General features: G+C 42.9%; 12 protein-coding genes. 7 read left to right on the plus strand and 5 right to left on the minus strand.

What is annotated here, in order from left to right; all coding sequences use genetic code 11:
• Nucleotides 1-5 precede the first annotated feature (5 nt).
• The 4 genes from BDD43_RS07865 (at nucleotide 6) to BDD43_RS07880 (ending at nucleotide 5,452) form a co-directional block, all read left to right on the plus strand.
• Nucleotides 6-1,496 (plus strand): RagB/SusD family nutrient uptake outer membrane protein, encoded by a 1,491-nt coding sequence (locus tag BDD43_RS07865; RefSeq protein WP_121197161.1) that lies wholly within the window; start codon nucleotides 6-8, stop codon nucleotides 1,494-1,496.
• A gap of 17 nt (nucleotides 1,497-1,513) precedes the next feature.
• Nucleotides 1,514-2,866 (plus strand): zinc-binding metallopeptidase, encoded by a 1,353-nt coding sequence (locus BDD43_RS07870; protein ID WP_121197162.1) that lies wholly within the window; start codon nucleotides 1,514-1,516, stop codon nucleotides 2,864-2,866.
• Between the two features lie 17 nt (nucleotides 2,867-2,883).
• A complete protein-coding gene (locus BDD43_RS07875; RefSeq protein ID WP_121197163.1) occupies nucleotides 2,884-4,215 on the plus strand; it encodes a DUF4302 domain-containing protein in 1,332 nt (443 codons plus the stop codon).
• A 265-nt stretch (nucleotides 4,216-4,480) separates the two neighbouring features.
• A complete protein-coding gene (locus BDD43_RS07880; RefSeq protein WP_211339664.1) occupies nucleotides 4,481-5,452 on the plus strand; it encodes a hypothetical protein in 972 nt (323 codons plus the stop codon).
• 85 nt (nucleotides 5,453-5,537) lie between these two features.
• Here BDD43_RS07880 and BDD43_RS07885 read toward each other — a convergent pair whose 3' ends face one another.
• Nucleotides 5,538-6,368 (minus strand): energy transducer TonB, encoded by an 831-nt coding sequence (locus BDD43_RS07885; protein WP_121201921.1) that lies wholly within the window; start codon nucleotides 6,366-6,368, stop codon nucleotides 5,538-5,540.
• Between the two features lie 55 nt (nucleotides 6,369-6,423).
• Nucleotides 6,424-7,245: an energy transducer TonB gene (locus tag BDD43_RS07890; RefSeq protein WP_121201922.1), complete on the minus strand. Its 822-nt coding sequence runs from the start codon at nucleotides 7,243-7,245 to the stop codon at nucleotides 6,424-6,426.
• Between the two features lie 190 nt (nucleotides 7,246-7,435).
• On the opposite strand from BDD43_RS07890, the gene BDD43_RS07895 reads away from it, so the two are divergent.
• Together BDD43_RS07895 and BDD43_RS07900 are read left to right on the plus strand one after the other, a co-directional pair.
• Nucleotides 7,436-8,008 carry an RNA polymerase sigma factor gene (locus tag BDD43_RS07895; RefSeq protein ID WP_121197165.1) on the plus strand — a complete coding sequence of 191 codons (573 nt, stop codon included), beginning with the start codon at nucleotides 7,436-7,438 and terminating at the stop codon, nucleotides 8,006-8,008.
• The gene (locus tag BDD43_RS07900; protein WP_121197166.1) at nucleotides 7,998-8,963 is read left to right on the plus strand and encodes a carboxypeptidase-like regulatory domain-containing protein; all 966 of its coding nucleotides are present in this window, start codon (nucleotides 7,998-8,000) and stop codon (nucleotides 8,961-8,963) included. Before BDD43_RS07895 ends, BDD43_RS07900 begins: the two co-directional genes overlap by 11 nt.
• Before the next feature lie 20 nt (nucleotides 8,964-8,983).
• Here the strand turns inward: BDD43_RS07900 and BDD43_RS07905 are convergent, their stop codons facing one another.
• Complete coding sequence (locus tag BDD43_RS07905; RefSeq protein ID WP_121197167.1) at nucleotides 8,984-10,501, minus strand: hypothetical protein; 1,518 nt, start codon at nucleotides 10,499-10,501, stop codon at nucleotides 8,984-8,986.
• Between the two features lie 164 nt (nucleotides 10,502-10,665).
• On the opposite strand from BDD43_RS07905, the gene BDD43_RS07910 reads away from it, so the two are divergent.
• On the plus strand, nucleotides 10,666-12,711 hold the full coding sequence (locus BDD43_RS07910; protein ID WP_121197168.1) for a M13 family metallopeptidase: 2,046 nt from the start codon (nucleotides 10,666-10,668) through the stop codon (nucleotides 12,709-12,711).
• 131 nt (nucleotides 12,712-12,842) lie between these two features.
• Here the strand turns inward: BDD43_RS07910 and BDD43_RS07915 are convergent, their stop codons facing one another.
• Together BDD43_RS07915 and BDD43_RS07920 are read right to left on the minus strand one after the other, a co-directional pair.
• Nucleotides 12,843-15,725 carry a carboxypeptidase-like regulatory domain-containing protein gene (locus tag BDD43_RS07915; RefSeq protein ID WP_121197169.1) on the minus strand — a complete coding sequence of 961 codons (2,883 nt, stop codon included), beginning with the start codon at nucleotides 15,723-15,725 and terminating at the stop codon, nucleotides 12,843-12,845.
• A gap of 253 nt (nucleotides 15,726-15,978) precedes the next feature.
• On the minus strand, nucleotides 15,979-17,628 hold the full coding sequence (locus tag BDD43_RS07920; RefSeq protein ID WP_121201923.1) for a glycoside hydrolase family 43 protein: 1,650 nt from the start codon (nucleotides 17,626-17,628) through the stop codon (nucleotides 15,979-15,981).
• Between the last annotated feature and the right edge of the window lie 74 nt (nucleotides 17,629-17,702).

The raw sequence follows: 17,702 nt of genomic DNA on the forward strand, positions 1-17,702 counted from the left end.
GAATAATGAAAAAAATATATATAACATTACCTCTTATTCTTGCTCTGGTAACCATATCGGGTTGTAAGAAATTTTTGGAAACCGCGCCTGATATGCGGACGCAATTAACTACACCGGCTAAAGTAGGTGAGCTTTTAGTAACCGCCTACACACAGGCTGATTATGCAACATTTACAGATGCAGCATCAGATAATGCCGAAGATAAAGGTGCATTGGCATCGAGCATAGTGATTGACCCGATGAACGGAAATGCTTATTTGTGGCAAGACGTACAAAGCAAGGATCCGGGTTCGCCAACCTATTTCTGGAATGCAAGTTATGCCGCTATAGCTGCCGCCAATGCTGCGCTTAAAGCTATAGCGGAGGCTCCCGATCAAACTCCTTATCTTGCTTATAAAGGTGAGGCTTTGGTTGCACGCGCTTACGCGCACTTTATGCTGGCCATATTTTTTGCTAAACTTTATGATCCGGCAGGTGCAAACGATTCTCCGGGTATACCATACGTAACTACTCCCGAAACAGTAGTTTTTGGGCAGTACTCACGCGGTACCGTTGCATCAACCTGGGCATCTATCGAAGCCGATTTATTGGCTGGTTTGCCTTTAATAAAGGATGTTACTTACTCGGTGCCTAAATACCACTTTACTACCAGGGCGGCCGATGCATTTGCTGCACGCTTTTACCTGTTTAAAAAAGATTATGCCAAAGTAATTAGCTACACTAATGATGCATTCCCTAATAACACTATAGCAACCTATTTAAGGCCTTGGAATACTACCTACAAAAGCGTATCGGCAGATGCCTTGATGGTATTGTTTACCCAGGCATCTCAACCGCAAAATTTGTTGTTAACAGAGGCTCCTTCGGTTTGGGCGCGTAATTTCCCTTTTTACCGTTACGGAATGGGTTTAACTGAGAATGCCTATTTTAACACTCCGCTGCCTACCGCATCGGCAACTGTTAATGGCTTAACCGCCGAGGTTGTTTACTACTACAACGTGCCTAACTACACGCTGTTAAAGTTTAACGAGTTGTTTGTACGGGCAAACGCCAATGCTACTATTGGTACACCCTACACCATTATGCCTCAATTTACTACCGACGAAATGTTAATGGAGAGGGCAGAGGCTTATGCAAACTTAGGGCAAAGCGATTTAGCTTTAGCAGATATCAATACTTTTTTAAGCACCCGCTTAACATCGTACAACGCTACAACAATGGCAATTACTTATGCTAAAATTGCTACTGCTTTTAGTACAACCGATGTTAAACAGGGTTTGATAGCTTGTATTTTAGATTTTAAGAAAAGAGAATTTATGCAGGAAGGCGGTGTACGCTGGTTTGATGAGATACGCCTTAACTTGCCGGTTACACATAACATTAAGGCGGTTGATAATACAAGCACATACGTAACATTGCCAGCGGGCGATCCGCGCCGTTTGTTTCAGCTTCCGGCTGAGGTTACATTGTCTGGCGTAGCACAAAATCCACGTTAATCAAAAATTAAGTACACATGAAAAAGATATTCAAAATTAGTTTACTTGCAATTATTGCATTGGGAACTTTGGTAACATCTTGTAAAAAAGACGAAACCCTAAATGCTGATTTAAGTGCCTTAGACCGATCGGTTATCATCAACACAGCACTTGATAATTGGTTGGATGCTAATTATTTAACTCCGTATAACATCCAGGTAAAATACCGTTGGGATGCTTACGAAGACGATTTGAGCAAGGACTTGGTTCCACCAAAGGAATCACAGGTACAACCAACTATGGAAGCCGTAAGAGATATATGGATTAAGCCATATGAGGCTGTTGGCGGTGCAACCTTTATGAAGATTAACACACCAAAACAATTTTACCTGGTAGGTAGCCCGTCGTACAATGACGATGGTACAATTACCCTGGGTACAGCCGAAGGTGGTAAAAAGATTACCCTTTTTGTAATTAACAACTTTACAAAAAGCAATGCTGCCAACACTCAGGAAATGATGCACGTTATTCACCATGAGTTTACGCACATCTTAAACCAAAAGATAGCTTACGATCCGGCATTTAAATTGGTTACCCCTAACGGTTATACCGGTAACTGGAATTTGATAAGCACTGCTACTGCACGATCGACCGGTTTTATTACAGCTTATGCCCAGGCCAGCCCGATAGAAGATTTTGCCGAAATGACCTCTATAATGCTTACCCAGGGTAAATATAAATATGATGCTATAGTAAACGCTTTGGCAACCTCGCCTAAGGCTTTATTGCGCCAAAAGGAGCAATACGTAGTAACGTATTTTAAAGCTGCCTGGAATATTGATTTTTATGCCTTGCAGACTCAGGTATCTACAGCTTTAGATAACAATGCTTCGGCTTTAAATACAGTGCTGGGTATTGGCAAAGCGTACACATCTTTTGCAAGTACCCCGCTTACAACAAATGCTTTAACTCCGCAATCTGCCGACTTTTTAACACAGTGGAACACATCTAAAACCGCATTAGCCGCTCAGGGTTATACTTTGGCTTCATATTCGTTTTTATTTGGGTTAGGTACCGTAACAACAGTAAGATATACATTTACCTCTGGCGCAAATACCTATAATGGTGATGCCGATTACAACTTGACTACCGATGCAAACGGCGTAAGTAAATTTACTTTAATCTCCCCGCAGCCTACGGGCACTACTTATGGCAACTATGGGGTAATTAAAACGGCTACAACGGCGGTAACAAACTACATCATCAACAATACCTTTAAAATAGATTACGCGGTAACTAATCCATTAGGTACAAAAGGTTTGGCCGGTGCTATTGGTACGTTTTATAAATCAACCGATGCTACATCGTACATGATAGGTACATTGAACTAACACTAAAAATTTAAAATATGAAGAAATATCTAATATATACAATGCTCGCGCTAACCGTATTTACTGCTTGTAAAAAGAGTAATACTGTAGCTACGCAAGATTTGCCAGAGGTAAGAGTGGCTGCAACCCTTTCTGCTTACAGCAAAACCCTTACCGGTAGCTCAAACGGCTGGAAAGCGTTTTTATATCCATACGGTGGTGGCGTTTATTTATTCTCGATGAAGTTTGGTACCAATAACCGTGTTACCATGCTTTCGGACATTAATGCAACAACATCTAGCACACCTGCCGAAAGCTCTTATTTGATAAGGCAACAACAGGCTCCGTCGTTATTGTTTGATACTTACAACTATATCCATTTACTGGCCGATCCAGATCCATCTGTTAACGGTGGTTTGGCAGGCGAGGGTGCTTACTCTGATTTTGAATTTTACATTGATAATGTAAAGGGCGATACTGTAAACCTTATTGGTAACAGGCTGGGAAGCAAAATGATGCTCGTTAAAGCTGCAAGTGCAAGTGATTTTACCACTTTTACTACCGGTACTAACGATTTTATAGGCAAGTTTTCGCAACTAAGAACCTATTTTAAAAGAGTAACCATAGGTGGTGTTGATTGCGAGGTTAAATTGGATATTGCAAACAAAATACTAACCTTTAGCTACCTTGATGCAAGCGGAAATTTAGCCAAAGTATCTGGTCAGTTTTTTGTTGATGGTACAAACTCCAGCTTAGTTTTTGTTAAGCCTTTTACAATTGGTACGGTTTTAGTAAGTTCAATCAAATCTTTTGCTATTGATGCTACCAACCACGTTTTTAGTTGCACAATTAACGGAACCGGTTATTCAATCCGTGAGGCTATAACACCCCTTAAGTTAGATTTAACTGCTGCGCAGAGATGGTATAATCAAATGGCCATCAACTCTAACGGTACATGGACATCTACTACGGCATTCCATTACGGTGTTGACGATTATTGCGGCTTTAAAAACATAACCGGCTATTCAAGCCTTTGGTATGCAGGGCCGGTAGTTTTTGGTGGAACAAGTGAAGGCCTTATTGCATTTGTTAATAGTGCTTTATCATCGCCCTATGCTTTATCAAAAGTGCCGTTTACGGTTAATGCCGGTATAGCCCGCTTTACCCTTTTAACTAATGCAGGCACTTTTACCGCAGCAACCAATCAGGCAATAGCCATGACATCGGCACGAAACCTGCTTTATGGCGGTGCTGTAGTTGGCAACTTCCAGGACTGGTATTTAATTCAAACAGATGCCGGTGGTATTAATTATGACATGGTGCGCGCAACAGACGCACAGGTGTGGATAAGCTGGAAACCAAGAAGCTAATTCCTTTTAATAGTTAATTATATTACAGTTAATGAGGCCCCAATCCTGCAAAGGACGGGGCCTTTTTTTGTGGAATTAGCTTTTGCGAAGTTTGTTGAACGGGCAGTCAAATATCAGTTATTCAGCATTTTAGGCACTATTTATAAAATTTAGCGGTACGGGTTTTTGGTGTGAAGTTTGTTAATGCTTTGTTAATTAATCTATTATATTTGTTTTACCCTATAATTGATTTATAACAAATTGACAAAACCACACCCTGATAAGCATGAACAAAAAATTGATTCTGTTTGCAATGGCTCTTTTGGCCGTTATGGCGTTTGCATGCAACAAAAAACAAACTACCGATGGCTCCGCTAACGACACCATTACCACACCCATAACTTACACCGGAACGGGCTCGGTAACCCAGGGTTTAGGTATTAAAGCAATAAACAGTTTGTATAATTGTTCGGGCGGGCGGGTAACGTCTGTTGGTGCAATAACCTCAAGCGACGGCAAAATTTGGACGGTTCCCGCCGATGTTGCTTTTTCTAATTCGCCTAAATTGCCCGATTTGTATAACGAATGTAATGGCAAAACACCGGCTTCTATCTCGGCAGTGGATACAACCAACGTGCCGGTTACTGTTATCGATCCGGATGGCGTAATAGTAAGCGGCTATATTTTTTGCGATAATTATTTTGAGTTGTATATCAATGGCAAATTGCTGGGGGTTGATGCTGTGCCCTATACGCCATTTAATTCGTGCTTTGTTAAGTTTAAGGCCAGGCGCCCTATTAAGTATGCCGTTAAACTGGTTGACTGGGAAGAGAACATGGGCATTGGCAGCGAAAATAACGGTACCGACCCTTTACACCCCGGCGATGGTGGCTTTATTGCCAAATTTAGCGATGGCACACAAACCGGTTCGGCTTGGAAGGCCCAGGTGTTTTATATTGCGCCTCTGGCCGACCCTAATTGCATTACCGAAAACGGATCTGCCCGCACATCAGCAGGTTGCAATTTACCCGCAAGTGCATCTAAAGCTTATGCATTGCACTGGGCCTTGCCTGCCACATGGTACAGTGCCGATTATAACTTTAGTAGCTGGCCGGCGGCAACCACGTATTCAAATACGGTTGTGGGCGCAAAAGAGCCTTATACCAATTTTGCACCGCAGTTTGGTGCGGCGCAATTTATATGGTCGAGCAATTTAGTTTTAGATAATTTGGTTTTGCTGAGGTTTACCGGCAATTGAGGCATTAGCCAGCCAACAGCCATGATGTACAGCATAACAAAGCACCTGCCCAAATACAGGTGCTTTGTTATTTTAAGGGCACTTGTTATTCGGCGAGGCTAAAGTTTACCGGTACGGTAAATTGTACACGCACGGGTTTGCCATTTTGGATACCGGGTTTCCAGTGTGGCGATATTTTGAGTACACGGGCGGCCTCTTCGCCGAGCCCGCTTCCAGGGTCGCGAATTATTTTCATGTCGGTTAAACTGCCGTCCCGTTCCACAATAAACTGTAAAAACACACGGCCTGTAACACCGTTTTCTTTAGCTACAGCCGGATAACGGATATGATCGGTTAAAAACTTGCCGAACGCTCCTTCACCGCCGGGGAATGTAGGTTGTATCTCAACAGCAACAAAAGGTGCATCGTTATTTGTGCTTTCGGTAACTCCTTTTACATCGGCGGGGCCAACATTTTCGTCTATGGCAATTGTACCATCTTTGGATCCTTTAATATTCTCCTGGCCTAAATCGACTTTAGCTACCTGTGTTTCGGTCGGCGGATCCTCGTGGGCCTCAACGTCCGGGCGCACAACAGGGGGCGGAAATCTGATCACATCGTGCAACGACTTAACCTGCCTTTCTTGTACTGGCGGCGGAGGAATTACTTTTGTTTGTTCAATTGGCGGCGGCGGATATAGTTTTACCTCGATGGCGTTAACAGGTACATCGGCTTTGGGTATAAAGTTTTGTACCCAGTTAATAATAGTTGGCAGTGCCAGTACAAAAACAAAGGCGCTTGCGGCAATAATAAGCGCGCGGTTAGTGTTGCTGGCATTTTGCTTACGCAACTGGTAAGCACCATAATCCTGATTGCGGTTTTTGAAGATAATATCAGTCCACTGCGGGCTCATGATATTTAAGTTTGATCCTAACATGGTTTTTATATTTAAATGATACGTTTTAATTGATTTGGCGGTATGGTTAAAAATTTTATTCGGCAAGGTTAAAAGTTATGGGTATGGTAAATTGCACGCGCACGGGTTTGCCGTTTTGAATGCCGGGTTTCCAACGGGGCGATGTTTTAAGTACACGGGCAGCTTCTTCGCCAAGCCCACTGCCGGGATTGTTGATGATTTTCATATCGGTTAAACTGCCATCTTTTTCAACCACAAACTGCAGGAAAACGCGGCCTGATATGTTGTTTTCTTTAGCTACAGCAGGGTAACGGATATGGTCGCTCAAAAACCTGCCGAAGGCTGCTTCTCCGCCCGGAAACGTGGGTTGAATTTCGGTAGTGATAAAAATATCCTGGGAATTATCGCGGTGTTCGGTGCTACCGGGAGTTTCTTTTGGCCCTGCTATCTCATCAATAACCGGCGATGCATCCAACTGGCCCTTTATGGTTTGTGGCCCCGGGTCGGCTTTTTCTAGTTCTTTATCCGTTGGCGGGGTTTCGGTTGCGCCCGGTTTAACTACGGGCGGGAAATCTCTAATCATATCATGCTGGGCCCTTACCTGTTTTTGCGGTTGCGCCTTTATAATTTGCGGCTTTTCAATTTTTATAGGGGGCTCTATTAAATAGTCATGTACGGTGTATATTTCGTCGGCTTTTGGGGTAAAGTGGTTTATCCAGTTAATTATGGTTGGCAAAGCCAGGGCCAAAACAAATATACTTGTAGCTATGGCCAGCGCGCGGTTGGTGTTGTTGGCATTTTGTTGGCGCAATTGGTAGGCGCCGTAAGCCTGGTTGCGGTCCTTAAAAACAACATCTGTCCACGCGGTGCTGTTAATGTCTAAATTTGATCCTAACATGGTTTCCTGGTTTATGGTAAAATATATTGGTTTAACAGTTGTGCAATTTTGGCGCTGGCGGCATCTATAAAACAGGTGCCGTGGTTTGCAAATTATTTTAGCGTTTACAATTGCCGGTGTTTGTAAGTATGATGCGGCCCGAAAACAGATTTCCATAAACCAGTAAAAAAATTTATTTTACCCATCTGTAATGAAGTTTTTAAAAGGCCCGAAGAAAGCGGTTGAAGAAGATGACGAAGAGCTATTGCAAAGCTATCGCGATAGCGGCAACCTGGCCGTACTGGCGCGTTTATACGAAAGGTACATGAGCCTGGTATATGGCGTTTGCCTAAAGTATTTAAAAGACGAAGAGCTGAGTAAAGATGCCGTAATGCAGATATTTGAGCAACTGTTGGTAAAGGTTAACCGTTACCAAATTAAACAGTTTAAAAGCTGGCTTTACACCCTGAGCCGTAACTTTTGTTTGATGCAGTTAAGGGCAGATAAAAAGTGGGAGCAGGAAAGTTTAGATGAAGTTATGGAATTGGCCGTAGATTTGCATCCTGAATATGAGGACCTGCAAGACGATTTGCTGGCATTGGAACGTTGTAAGAATAAGTTACCCCCGGCACAAAAGGTAACCATTAATATGTTTTATATTGACGAGAAGTGCTACAAGGAAATAGCCGACAATACGGGCTACACCTTGAACGAAGTAAAAAGCTATATCCAAAATGGAAAGCGTAATTTGAAGATTTGTTTAGAAAAAAACCGTGAGCATTAATAAAGCCGACATACAGCAAATACAAAAGTACCTTAAAGGGGAACTTGATGCCCGGGCTATGCACGCGCTGGAAAAACAGGCTCACGACGATCCGTTTTTGATGGACGCTATTGAAGGGTATGAATTGATAGGTACCAATCAGCAGGGTAATTTTGAGGAGCTTGCGCAGCGTTTTAACAAACGCCATAGTGAAACCAACACGCCCACAATGGTGCTATGGCGCGTTGTTGCCGTTGCCGCTACCTTGCTGATTACGCTTGGTGCGGGGTTTTTGTTTTTTAGAACCGGCAATAACAATGCGCCACTGGCAAAAAACAAAATTACGCCGCCATCTGTAAATAAAATTACGACTCCTGCGGCACCAAATGTGCCATCAACTGCCAACGCAACTATAGCCCATGCCGGTATTAACGGTTGCATTACCGACCCAACCGGGCATGCCCTGGCAGGGGTAAAGGTAAATGTTAAAGGTACAAAGCTAAAAGCGGTAACAGATACCAACGGGGTGTTTAACATTGCCGCAAAACCCGTAAAAGGGATATTGAATGTTGCCTATTATGGTTACGAAGCTAAACAGGTTGCACTTAATGGTAACCCAAACCTTAAAGTAGTTTTAAACGAGACCGCTAACCAACTGGCAACAGTATCGATAACGGCATATGTTGACGATGATAAACCCCTAAACAAGCCTCACCCTGCAATTGGTTGGAAAGCTTTCCGCGACTACCTGCGCAAAAATGCCTTTGTGGAAAGCGGCGAAACCGGGCTGGTTAAACTGGCCTTTACCGTAAGCACCGATGGTATGATAAACGGTATGCATGTAATAAACGGCAAAAACGAGCTAATGAACCAACGCGCTATAGACCTGGTATTAAACGGCCCCGATTGGAAAAGTGTAGATAACGGTAAAGAAATGCGTATTAAAATACTTTTCCGTAGGGTTAAGGAAAGCTAACAGGTTAAATCGAAACCCCCTTAAAATTCGTAAATGCCGCCATCTTCAAACTGGTATAGCGGTTTCAATTGCTTTTTACGCTGCTGCAATTGCGGAATGGTGAGCAGGGCAGGGTCGGGCAGTTTGTTAAACATTACAATGTAGCCGTGTGGCTTGGCATCAAATTGTTTTAATTGCTTTGGTTCGGTTGGCTTGGGTATATACTCCGAGCTTTTGCCGGTGAAAAAATAAAAGGCTTCGCAGGCGTTGTTGTATACCGGCAGGTTGGGTTTAAATATCTCGGGGTGAGTTTTCATCACCTTTATCAAGTCCGATTTGTTCCAGTCGTCATCGGTATAACCGGGAGTGCCATAATCGCTCTGGTCGTCGTAACGCTGGTAATCGTTTTGGTATTCGCCGTATAAAAAAAGCAAGCCAATGCCCATTCCCAAAACGGTGAACATTCGTTTTACTTTAATATCCTGTTTTTGTATAAACGGCACCAGCCAATAACTGCATCCTAAAATAAACGGTATAAACAAAGGCGATAGCAAACGGTTATTTAGCCGCTCGTACCGCGAAATAGTTGCCGATATAATCATGAAAAGGCCAAACACAATAAAAAAGGCAGTCACAATGTTTTCGTACGATGGGTAAGATGTTTTTTTACGGAAGGCTTTGTATAAAAATGCAGCAATAAAAGCAACAACAAGTAATAAGGTTATACTAAAGGCCAGGTTGTAACGCGCCGGAGGAAAGGTAAACCAATCGCACATAACGGTGCCGAAGTAATGCATGTTTTCGCTCAAGGATGTAAGCGATTTATAGCGCGGCCCGGTACCGGTATGCGTAGCCAAATTATTGTAGATAAGGTTAGTTACCAATAACGATATAGATACCAAACCAAATACCAAAATGTGTTTGATTTTGGCTTTCAGTTTTAATTGCGGATCGAAAAGTAAAAGCATTCCGCCGGTGCCAATTAGGGTAACCCCGGCATAACGGGTTACACAGGCAAATGCAGTTACCGTTGCAACAATAAGCAAAGCTTTAGTAGTGTGGTTTATTACGTAGTGCCTGTAGGCGATGATGAATATCAGTGTCCAGAGTATAAACAAGGTTTCGGACCATAGCATGGAATAAATCTCCAGTAATGATGGGCTCAAGGCTATCCCCAGCAAAATAACCCATTTATATAATTTTGACTTAAATGCAAACCGCTCTATAATTACCCCGGTGAGCAATATTACGCAGCCAAATATAAGCCCTGTTAAAATAGGCCCCATTACCACGGGGTCAACCCCGGTGATGAATAGCAGCGCGCCTAAAAACGTTGGGAAAAATAAAGGAAATGCCACCAATGGCTTATCGCCAAAATAAGTAAAGCCTTTATGGGCATTAAGGTTACGGGCACCGCTGATGTACATAATAGAATCGGGCGAGATGCCTATGCCGCTATACCGGGTGTAAAACGTGAGTACAAAAAAACCAACACAGGCCGCTATAAGCGAATCGGTATGGCGAACCAGGAAATTACGGACAGCAGAATTTTGGGGCATAGCAAAACGGTTTAACCACTAACCGGGCTAAGATAAATATTTTTACACTTTTAACCTTATAAGGCTATTGTTGCAATTACAATAATCTTTTTTTGTAGCTTTAAAACCTATTAACTGAACCAGTGTTTTTATAATTCGACCTCCTTTAAATTTTATTTATCATCATGAAATTAAAACCTTATGTGTGGCTGGCAATCCCTGCGGTTGTTGCTGCATCGTGTACAAACAAATCAAAAACCGAATCGGACGTGCCCGTCAGGACGGTATTTTTTGATAAATCCGGAATGGATACTACCGTTAACCCGGGCGATAACTTTTTTTTATATGCCAGCGGTGCCTGGATGAAAAAAACTGAGATACCACCATCAGAAACCGGTTGGGGATCGTTTTATACTTTGTATGACGATAACCAGAAAAACCTGCGCAAAATTTTAGACGGGCTTGCGGCATCAACCAATACCGAGGGAACGCCTGAGCAAAAAGTTGGCGACCTGTATGCCAGTGGTATGGATACTGTAGCTATTGAAAAATTAGGCTACGAGCCTCTTAAACCAGTGCTTGCCAAAATTGACGCTGTTAAAGATTATAAGCAGCTAATTGATTATTTAGCCGATGGCTACAAAGACGGCGAAGGTGCTTTGCTGGGTTTTAGTGTTGGCCCTGATGATAAAATAAGTACTAAATATGCGGTTAATTTTTCGCAGGATGGCTTAAACCTGCCTAACCGCGATTATTATTTTAAAACCGACAGCGTTAGCCTTAACATTATTGCCCAGTACAAAAAATACATAGCAAAATTGTTTACGTTAACAGGTGTAAACGCAGCCACTGCCACTAAACAGGCCGATGACATTTTTAAATTAGAAACTGCAATTGCACAATCGCACTCAACACCTGTTGAACTGCGCGACCCGGTAAAAAATTATAATAAGTTTACCGTTGCCGATTTCCAGAAGCAAGTGCCTGATATTGATTTAAAAAGCGTGTTGAGCAAACTAATGGTAAAAACTGATACGGTATTGGTTGGCCAGCCTAAGTATTTCCAGGCGCTGGATGCTTTGTTAAAATCGCAGCCAATTGAAGTTTGGAAAGAGAAGCTAAAATTTGACGAGCTAACCGGATCGGCCAATGCATTGAGCAAAGCCTTTAGAGATGCCCGTTTTGATTTTTTTGGCAAAACCCTAAGTGGTACCAAACAACAAAAAGAGCGTTGGAAAAAAATGGTATCAACAGTTGATAATGACCTGGGCGAATTGCTTGGCCAGCTTTATGTAGAAAAATATTTTCCGGCTGATGCCAAAAAGAGAATGCTTGATTTGGTGAATAATCTGCAATCGGTTTACCATTCGCGCATTGAAAAATTAGATTGGATGAGCCCCGATACCAAAAAACGCGCTTTAGCCAAACTGGATGCCTTCACCAAAAAAATTGGCTATCCCGATAAATGGAAAAAGTATGATGATGTAACCATTAACAAGGGTACTTATTACAAAAACGTCCAATCTATCGAGAAGCATAACTACAAAGAGATGGTTGGCAAAATGGGTAAACCTGTTGATAAAACAGAGTGGGGGATGACACCGCCAACCGTTAACGCTTATTACAACCCAGCCTTTAACGAGATTGTTTTCCCGGCAGGTATATTGCAGTTCCCTTTCTTTGATAAGGATGCCGATGATGCTGTTAATTACGGTGCCATAGGTGCGGTTATTGGTCACGAAATGACACATGGTTTTGACGATCAAGGCAGGCAGTATGATAAAGACGGTAACCTGAAGGATTGGTGGACACCAGAAGATGCAGCTAAGTTTAAAACCAAAGTGCAATTGGTTATTGACCAATACGACAAATATACTTTGTTAAACAACCTGCATGTAAACGGCTCGCTTACACAAGGCGAAAACCTTGCCGATATTGGTGGTTTAGCCATTGCATACCAGGCGTTTAAAAATACCGAGCAAGGTAAAAGCGATAAAAAGATTGATGGTTTAACACCCGATCAGCGTTTCTTTTTATCATTTGGCCAGGTTTGGCGCATTAAAAACCGCGATGAGACTATGAGAATGCGTATCAACACCGACCCGCACTCTCCGGAAATGTTCCGTGTAAATGGCCCGCTATCTAACATGCCGGAGTTTTATAAAGCCTTTAACATTAAACCAGGCAGCAAACTTTACCGCGAAGAGAAAGACCGCGTTAAGGTTTGGTAAAAATGATTTGAATACTAATGTAGTGAACAAGAAAGCCCCGATCTGTGGATCAGGGCTTTCTTGTTTTATTGGTAATTGGTAACCTATTTGTTTTTTTGCGCAAAGGCAAAATATGTTACTTGTATAACGGCTTATTGTGTATTGCCACCAATAGTAACACCTGTGGTTTGGTAACCTACTCTGCCGCTCATATCACTGCCTTCGAGTATAATGGTGTAGTGTGTTGGTTTATCGGCAGCATAAAAGCCGATGGTTGAAGTGCCATTTTTAGTGGTAATGACGTTTGGTTCCCAGTGAATGGTAGAACGCAAATCGGAATAGGTGCGCGGGGCATCTTTTACGGGATAACGTGGTTTGTAAAATTGCTTGTATTCGGCAATAGGGAGCGGCTTGTAAATGTATATACCTGTTGCCCTTTGAATAAACGGACCGTTACCGGCACGGGTTGTTATTTCAAGGTAAGCAATATCCGAGCCTACAGGGCCAGTAGGAGTGGCTGCCAATAAATCGTCAACGTTATCGATGTTGCGCACGTTGTATAAGGCATTGTTGGTGTAATTTACCTCTATACCCAATATGTCTTCGGCCGATATATAGTCCAGGTATTGTTTCTGGTATTCGTAATGCTCGTTTGGCTGGCCGCCAACGGGCTCGTAAAACTTATCCAGATCAATTCCGTCGAATACAAAATGCACGCGTTTATCTTTAAGAAAATACTCGAGGTTAGGTGAGCTCGACCGTGATGCGCCGCTTGCGCCGAAACTACTTCGGGCACTGGTACTTGCCGAGCTATCTTTATGAAAACCGGTGCGGAAGCCTTTTACCTTACTGGTAATTACATCAAGCAAGCTTACCCGGCCGGCATTAACCAATACGTCTTCGGTGATGGTTTGATCGGCACTGCCCGGCCCGTTTAAGTTTTGCGAACCCTTAATATACGCCCGATCTTTAATATTTACCGCCCTAAGCAATTTACCCGAGGTGCCAAGTACTGCTCTATCTAAAGTTGCATGGTAGCTTTTGTTTGATTTTACGTAGTTTAACAACGTGGTATCGGTATTTACATTCCATGGATCTAATAGGATAGGGCTCCCCGAATTTACCGGGCTTTGGTTTTTTTCGTCAACCGAGATACCTCCGTTAACTACTTTACCCCGCGCATTTCGCGCTGTAATGATAAAGGTTGATTTATCAATTGGCGGGAAGTTTTTAAATGTAAAGCGCCCTTCTTTATTGGTGGTGGTATCTTTAACAAAGTTTTGTTTGCCCTTGCTTAGTAACAATACGCTCGAATTGCTTATTGGTTTGTTAAATAAATTGGTAACTGTACCTTTAACCATAAACTCGTATTCGGCATCATAGTCGCGCTTTATAGGCTGGTTTATTTTTCGCAGATCGTAGCCTACCCAGCCCTGGGTTAGCAGTAAGGCATCCAGTGCTTTCCAGGCCTCATCGGTATGTTGAAAGTAGTAAGTAGGATCTTCAACATAACCTTTAAGATCCGAAGAGAGCAGTAAGTGCGACATAATATTGTCTGAAGCTGCAGTTTCGGCCTTAACCTGGTTATCATCGGTTACAGCCATCGAAAAACTGCCTATAACGGGTTTGCCTTCGGCATCTTTAACGGTGATGTGTACAGGTATGCTATCTCTTGATGCAAAGGTTTGGGCATCGGTTTTAATATCAATTTTTAAGTTGTCGTTATGGTTAATAAACGTTACCCTTTCGTTTATAGGTTGCTCGGCGGCGTTTAATAAAATAAAGTGTGCCACCCCGGTAGGGAAAAGACTTTTGGGTATGTGGGTGGTAAAGTAATTGTTATTGAACGATAACGATGCGCCGTAGCAAACTACGCCACGTGCAATACCAATAAGATAGTATTTAGATTGCACATTTTGCTCGGCAGTGTTGTAAAGTGATACCGTAAGGGTGTCTTTATCCAACCCGTTGCGTACCCTTAAAATGCTGCCCGTTTTTAAAATAGCAGGCAAGGGTACTGTTTTTTTTGCACCGCCGGGTATAGTTATTTCGGCAGTGTAGGACGAGTTAGGTTGCGGGGTAATATCAAAAGTGCCAATACCGTTCCGCACTGTGTTAATGATGGCTACTTCGTTATGGTTGTTATCATATACTGTACCTTTTATAGCAATGCCTTTGCCGTCTTCGCCGGTGGCTTTAAAGCCCACATGGGAGGGTATGCTGGCTACAAGCGATCCGCTTTCGGGCATAAATTGTAAATCAACATCCTGAGATCGGTTTACGCCTATTGGTATTAAAGCGGTGCGGGTTTTATCTTCTTTATCCTGAGCTATAACATTAAGGTTTTTGAGATTGGTTTGTGGCGGTAGCGTAAAATCAACCTTCATGGTGCCGTCGGCAGCGGTTTGAGCCGTACTTCGCAAAAGTACTTTTTTGCCGTTAACTACTTTTAACTGCATATCGCGCAGGCCCGGATTTTTATTATCCAGGCTCGAAAATTTTAGCGCAAGTTTAACATTGTCTTTACCGGCATCGTTAGTTAACGATGGGCTTACATTAACCAGCCATGTATTTTCGCCTTTGTTGTTTACATAAAAGCTCTTCTTAAAAAAATAATCGTCGCCAAAATTACGCATCCAGTTGGTGTATGCGCGTATGGTATATGTGCCTTCGTGTATGTAACTGGCATCAAGCGGTATAGCGCCCCAGGTTAGGCCAACGCCTACCGGAAAAACGTATCGCTTCATAACGGCATTGCTGTCATTAAGCAATTCGATGTAAAGGCGGCTGCTTAAAGGCGAATACGTTATTGCGGGGCTCATTAAATAGCCTTTAAACCATACCGTATCGTCTGTTGAGTAGTACGGTTTATCTAACTGTAAAAAAACCTTTTCGGTAGGCATTGCATTATTATATGCGGTTATTTTTTGCACGAGGGCATTAATGGCTGCAGGGGCGGGTGCCTGTGCCCAGGCCAATGCAGTGGCTAAGTTAAGCAGAACGATTAGCTTAATAACGGTTAATTTGATTCGCATTTGATGTGTTTGAGTAGGTAGTAATTGGATAGACTAATTTAATAATCAATGGTTTATTTTGGCTTGTAATATTAAAGATTTTTATATTATTTGCCTTATTATTTACATTAAAAATGCATTAACTATTTTAATGGCAATGGTTTAAAGCGGCCCTTTTGGGGATTGGCCGTTAATGTTTTGGGTGTTACGCGTATGGTGCAATGCTTATTTTAAGCATTGCACCCCATAAAGTATAAGTATAACGGCAGACCGTTTATTTGGCGGGTTCTACCCGGAACCAATCAAAATCGGCATAGCCCGAATCGTTGATTTGTATGTTGCGTGTGCAAAAAATGCCAACCTTGGCGCCTATCCATTTGCCAACTTCGGCTGTAAACTCGTTGCCGGCCGGGGTAAAATTAAGTCCGTTAGGGCTGTAGCTAAAACGGCATTTAAAGCCGGTGGTTACCGTTACCCTAAAATAAATAGTTGGGCTTTCAACCTTCATCAGCGTTTCTTCTTTTTCGGCGTTACCTTTTTCGGCATCTTTACAGTTAAGGGTAACCAAATAAATACCATCTTTTTTACTTTTTAGGGCCAGGCCGGCATAGCTTAAACCCATTACCGTTAAACCGGCGCGCTCGTTCTCTAATTTTGGATTAGGTTTAAAGGTAAATTTGGTAGTAGCCATAAACTCCTCTGCGGGTGGTTTTTGCAGCAATATGTTTGGTGCGCCCCAAAGGTTTTTAACGGTATCGGCAGGCATGTAACTAAATAGCCTTAAATAGCCCATATTGGTTGTTGTAAACCAGGTTGATTTTGGGTTTGCCATCCACTGCCACTGCATACCAAGTTGTATATCGTTAAACTCGTCTGTTTCTACCGGGGTTTCTATGGGGTATACTTTGCCTAGGTTAGGTTTTTTGTAGGTAAGTACAGGTTCGCCCTTGCCGGTGCTGTTTGGGTCGGCACCAATAACGGGCCAGTTGTTAACCCATTTCATGGGTTGTAAGTGCGTAACGCGGCCATAAGGCCCTTTATCCTGAAAATGTAAAAACCAATCTTCGCCCGTTTGGGTATCAACCCAGGCACCCTGGTGGGGGCCGTTTATTGTTGTTTTGCCCTGGTCCATAACAACTTTGCGCTGGTAAGGGCCGTAGATGTTTTTAGACCGAAGTACTAATTGATAGCCCGTGGAAACACCGCCTGCCGGAGCAAATATGTAGTAGTAACCGTTACGTTTGTAAATTTTAGGCCCTTCAACGGTTGGGTCGTTATCGTGCCCGTCATAAACCATTACGCCTTCGTCAATTACCTGGGTGCCTTCGGCATTGAGCTTGTTGATGCTTATAATGCTTTTAATACCGGCGCGGCTACCTGCCCAGCCGTGTACCAGGTAAACAGAACCATCGGCATCCCATAACGGGCAGGGGTCAATTAAACCCAAGCCTGCATAAACCATAACGGGGTTGCTCCATGGCCCTGCCGGGTTTTTAGCTTTAATTAAGTATATACCATAATCCGGATCGGGGTAGTAAATATAAAACTCGCCGTTGTGGTAACGGATAGCCGGTGCCCAAACGCCGTTGCCATGCTGTGGTTTAGCAAAATGCTCAAACGGTGGCTGGCGAAACAATGCGTGACCAATAATTGTCCAGTTAACCAAATCGTTGGAGTGGAGTATGGGCAAACCTGGCATATCCTCAAAGCTTGATGAAACGAGGTAAAAATCATTTCCTACGCGGATAGCATCGGGGTCGCTGTAATCGGCATTGAGGATAGGGTTTTTATAGGTGCCATTTCCTTGATCGGCTACCCAAACTTTTGAAACGTTTTTGGGCGCCGCTAGTGTGGTAACCGGCTTTTTTTGTGCCCATGCCGCAACTGTTATGAGCGTGAGTGCTACTGCCAGGGATGATTTCATTTTGGTAAATAAGTTGTATAAATGCAATAGTAAAAAACTTTGCGTTAACAGTTGCATAAAAATCAATGCCGGGT

The organism is Mucilaginibacter gracilis (assembly GCF_003633615.1).
In the GTDB taxonomy this organism is placed as follows: domain Bacteria; phylum Bacteroidota; class Bacteroidia; order Sphingobacteriales; family Sphingobacteriaceae; genus Mucilaginibacter; species Mucilaginibacter gracilis.

Bases quoted from the DNA above. Each gene is read 5' to 3' on its own strand.
- BDD43_RS07870 (WP_121197162.1), top strand. From the start codon at position 1,514: ATGAAAAAGATATTCAAAATTAGTTTACTTGCAATTATTGCATTGGGA.
- BDD43_RS07910 (WP_121197168.1), top strand. From the start codon at position 10,666: ATGAAATTAAAACCTTATGTGTGGCTGGCAATCCCTGCGGTTGTTGCT.
- BDD43_RS07865 (WP_121197161.1), top strand. From the start codon at position 6: ATGAAAAAAATATATATAACATTACCTCTTATTCTTGCTCTGGTAACC.
- BDD43_RS07875 (WP_121197163.1), top strand. From the start codon at position 2,884: ATGAAGAAATATCTAATATATACAATGCTCGCGCTAACCGTATTTACT.
- BDD43_RS07895 (WP_121197165.1), top strand. From the start codon at position 7,436: ATGAAGTTTTTAAAAGGCCCGAAGAAAGCGGTTGAAGAAGATGACGAA.
- BDD43_RS07915 (WP_121197169.1), bottom strand. From the start codon at position 15,725: ATGCGAATCAAATTAACCGTTATTAAGCTAATCGTTCTGCTTAACTTA.
- BDD43_RS07920 (WP_121201923.1), bottom strand. From the start codon at position 17,628: ATGAAATCATCCCTGGCAGTAGCACTCACGCTCATAACAGTTGCGGCA.
- BDD43_RS07880 (WP_211339664.1), top strand. From the start codon at position 4,481: ATGAACAAAAAATTGATTCTGTTTGCAATGGCTCTTTTGGCCGTTATG.
- BDD43_RS07905 (WP_121197167.1), bottom strand. From the start codon at position 10,501: ATGCCCCAAAATTCTGCTGTCCGTAATTTCCTGGTTCGCCATACCGAT.
- BDD43_RS07885 (WP_121201921.1), bottom strand. From the start codon at position 6,368: ATGTTAGGATCAAACTTAAATATCATGAGCCCGCAGTGGACTGATATT.
- BDD43_RS07890 (WP_121201922.1), bottom strand. From the start codon at position 7,245: ATGTTAGGATCAAATTTAGACATTAACAGCACCGCGTGGACAGATGTT.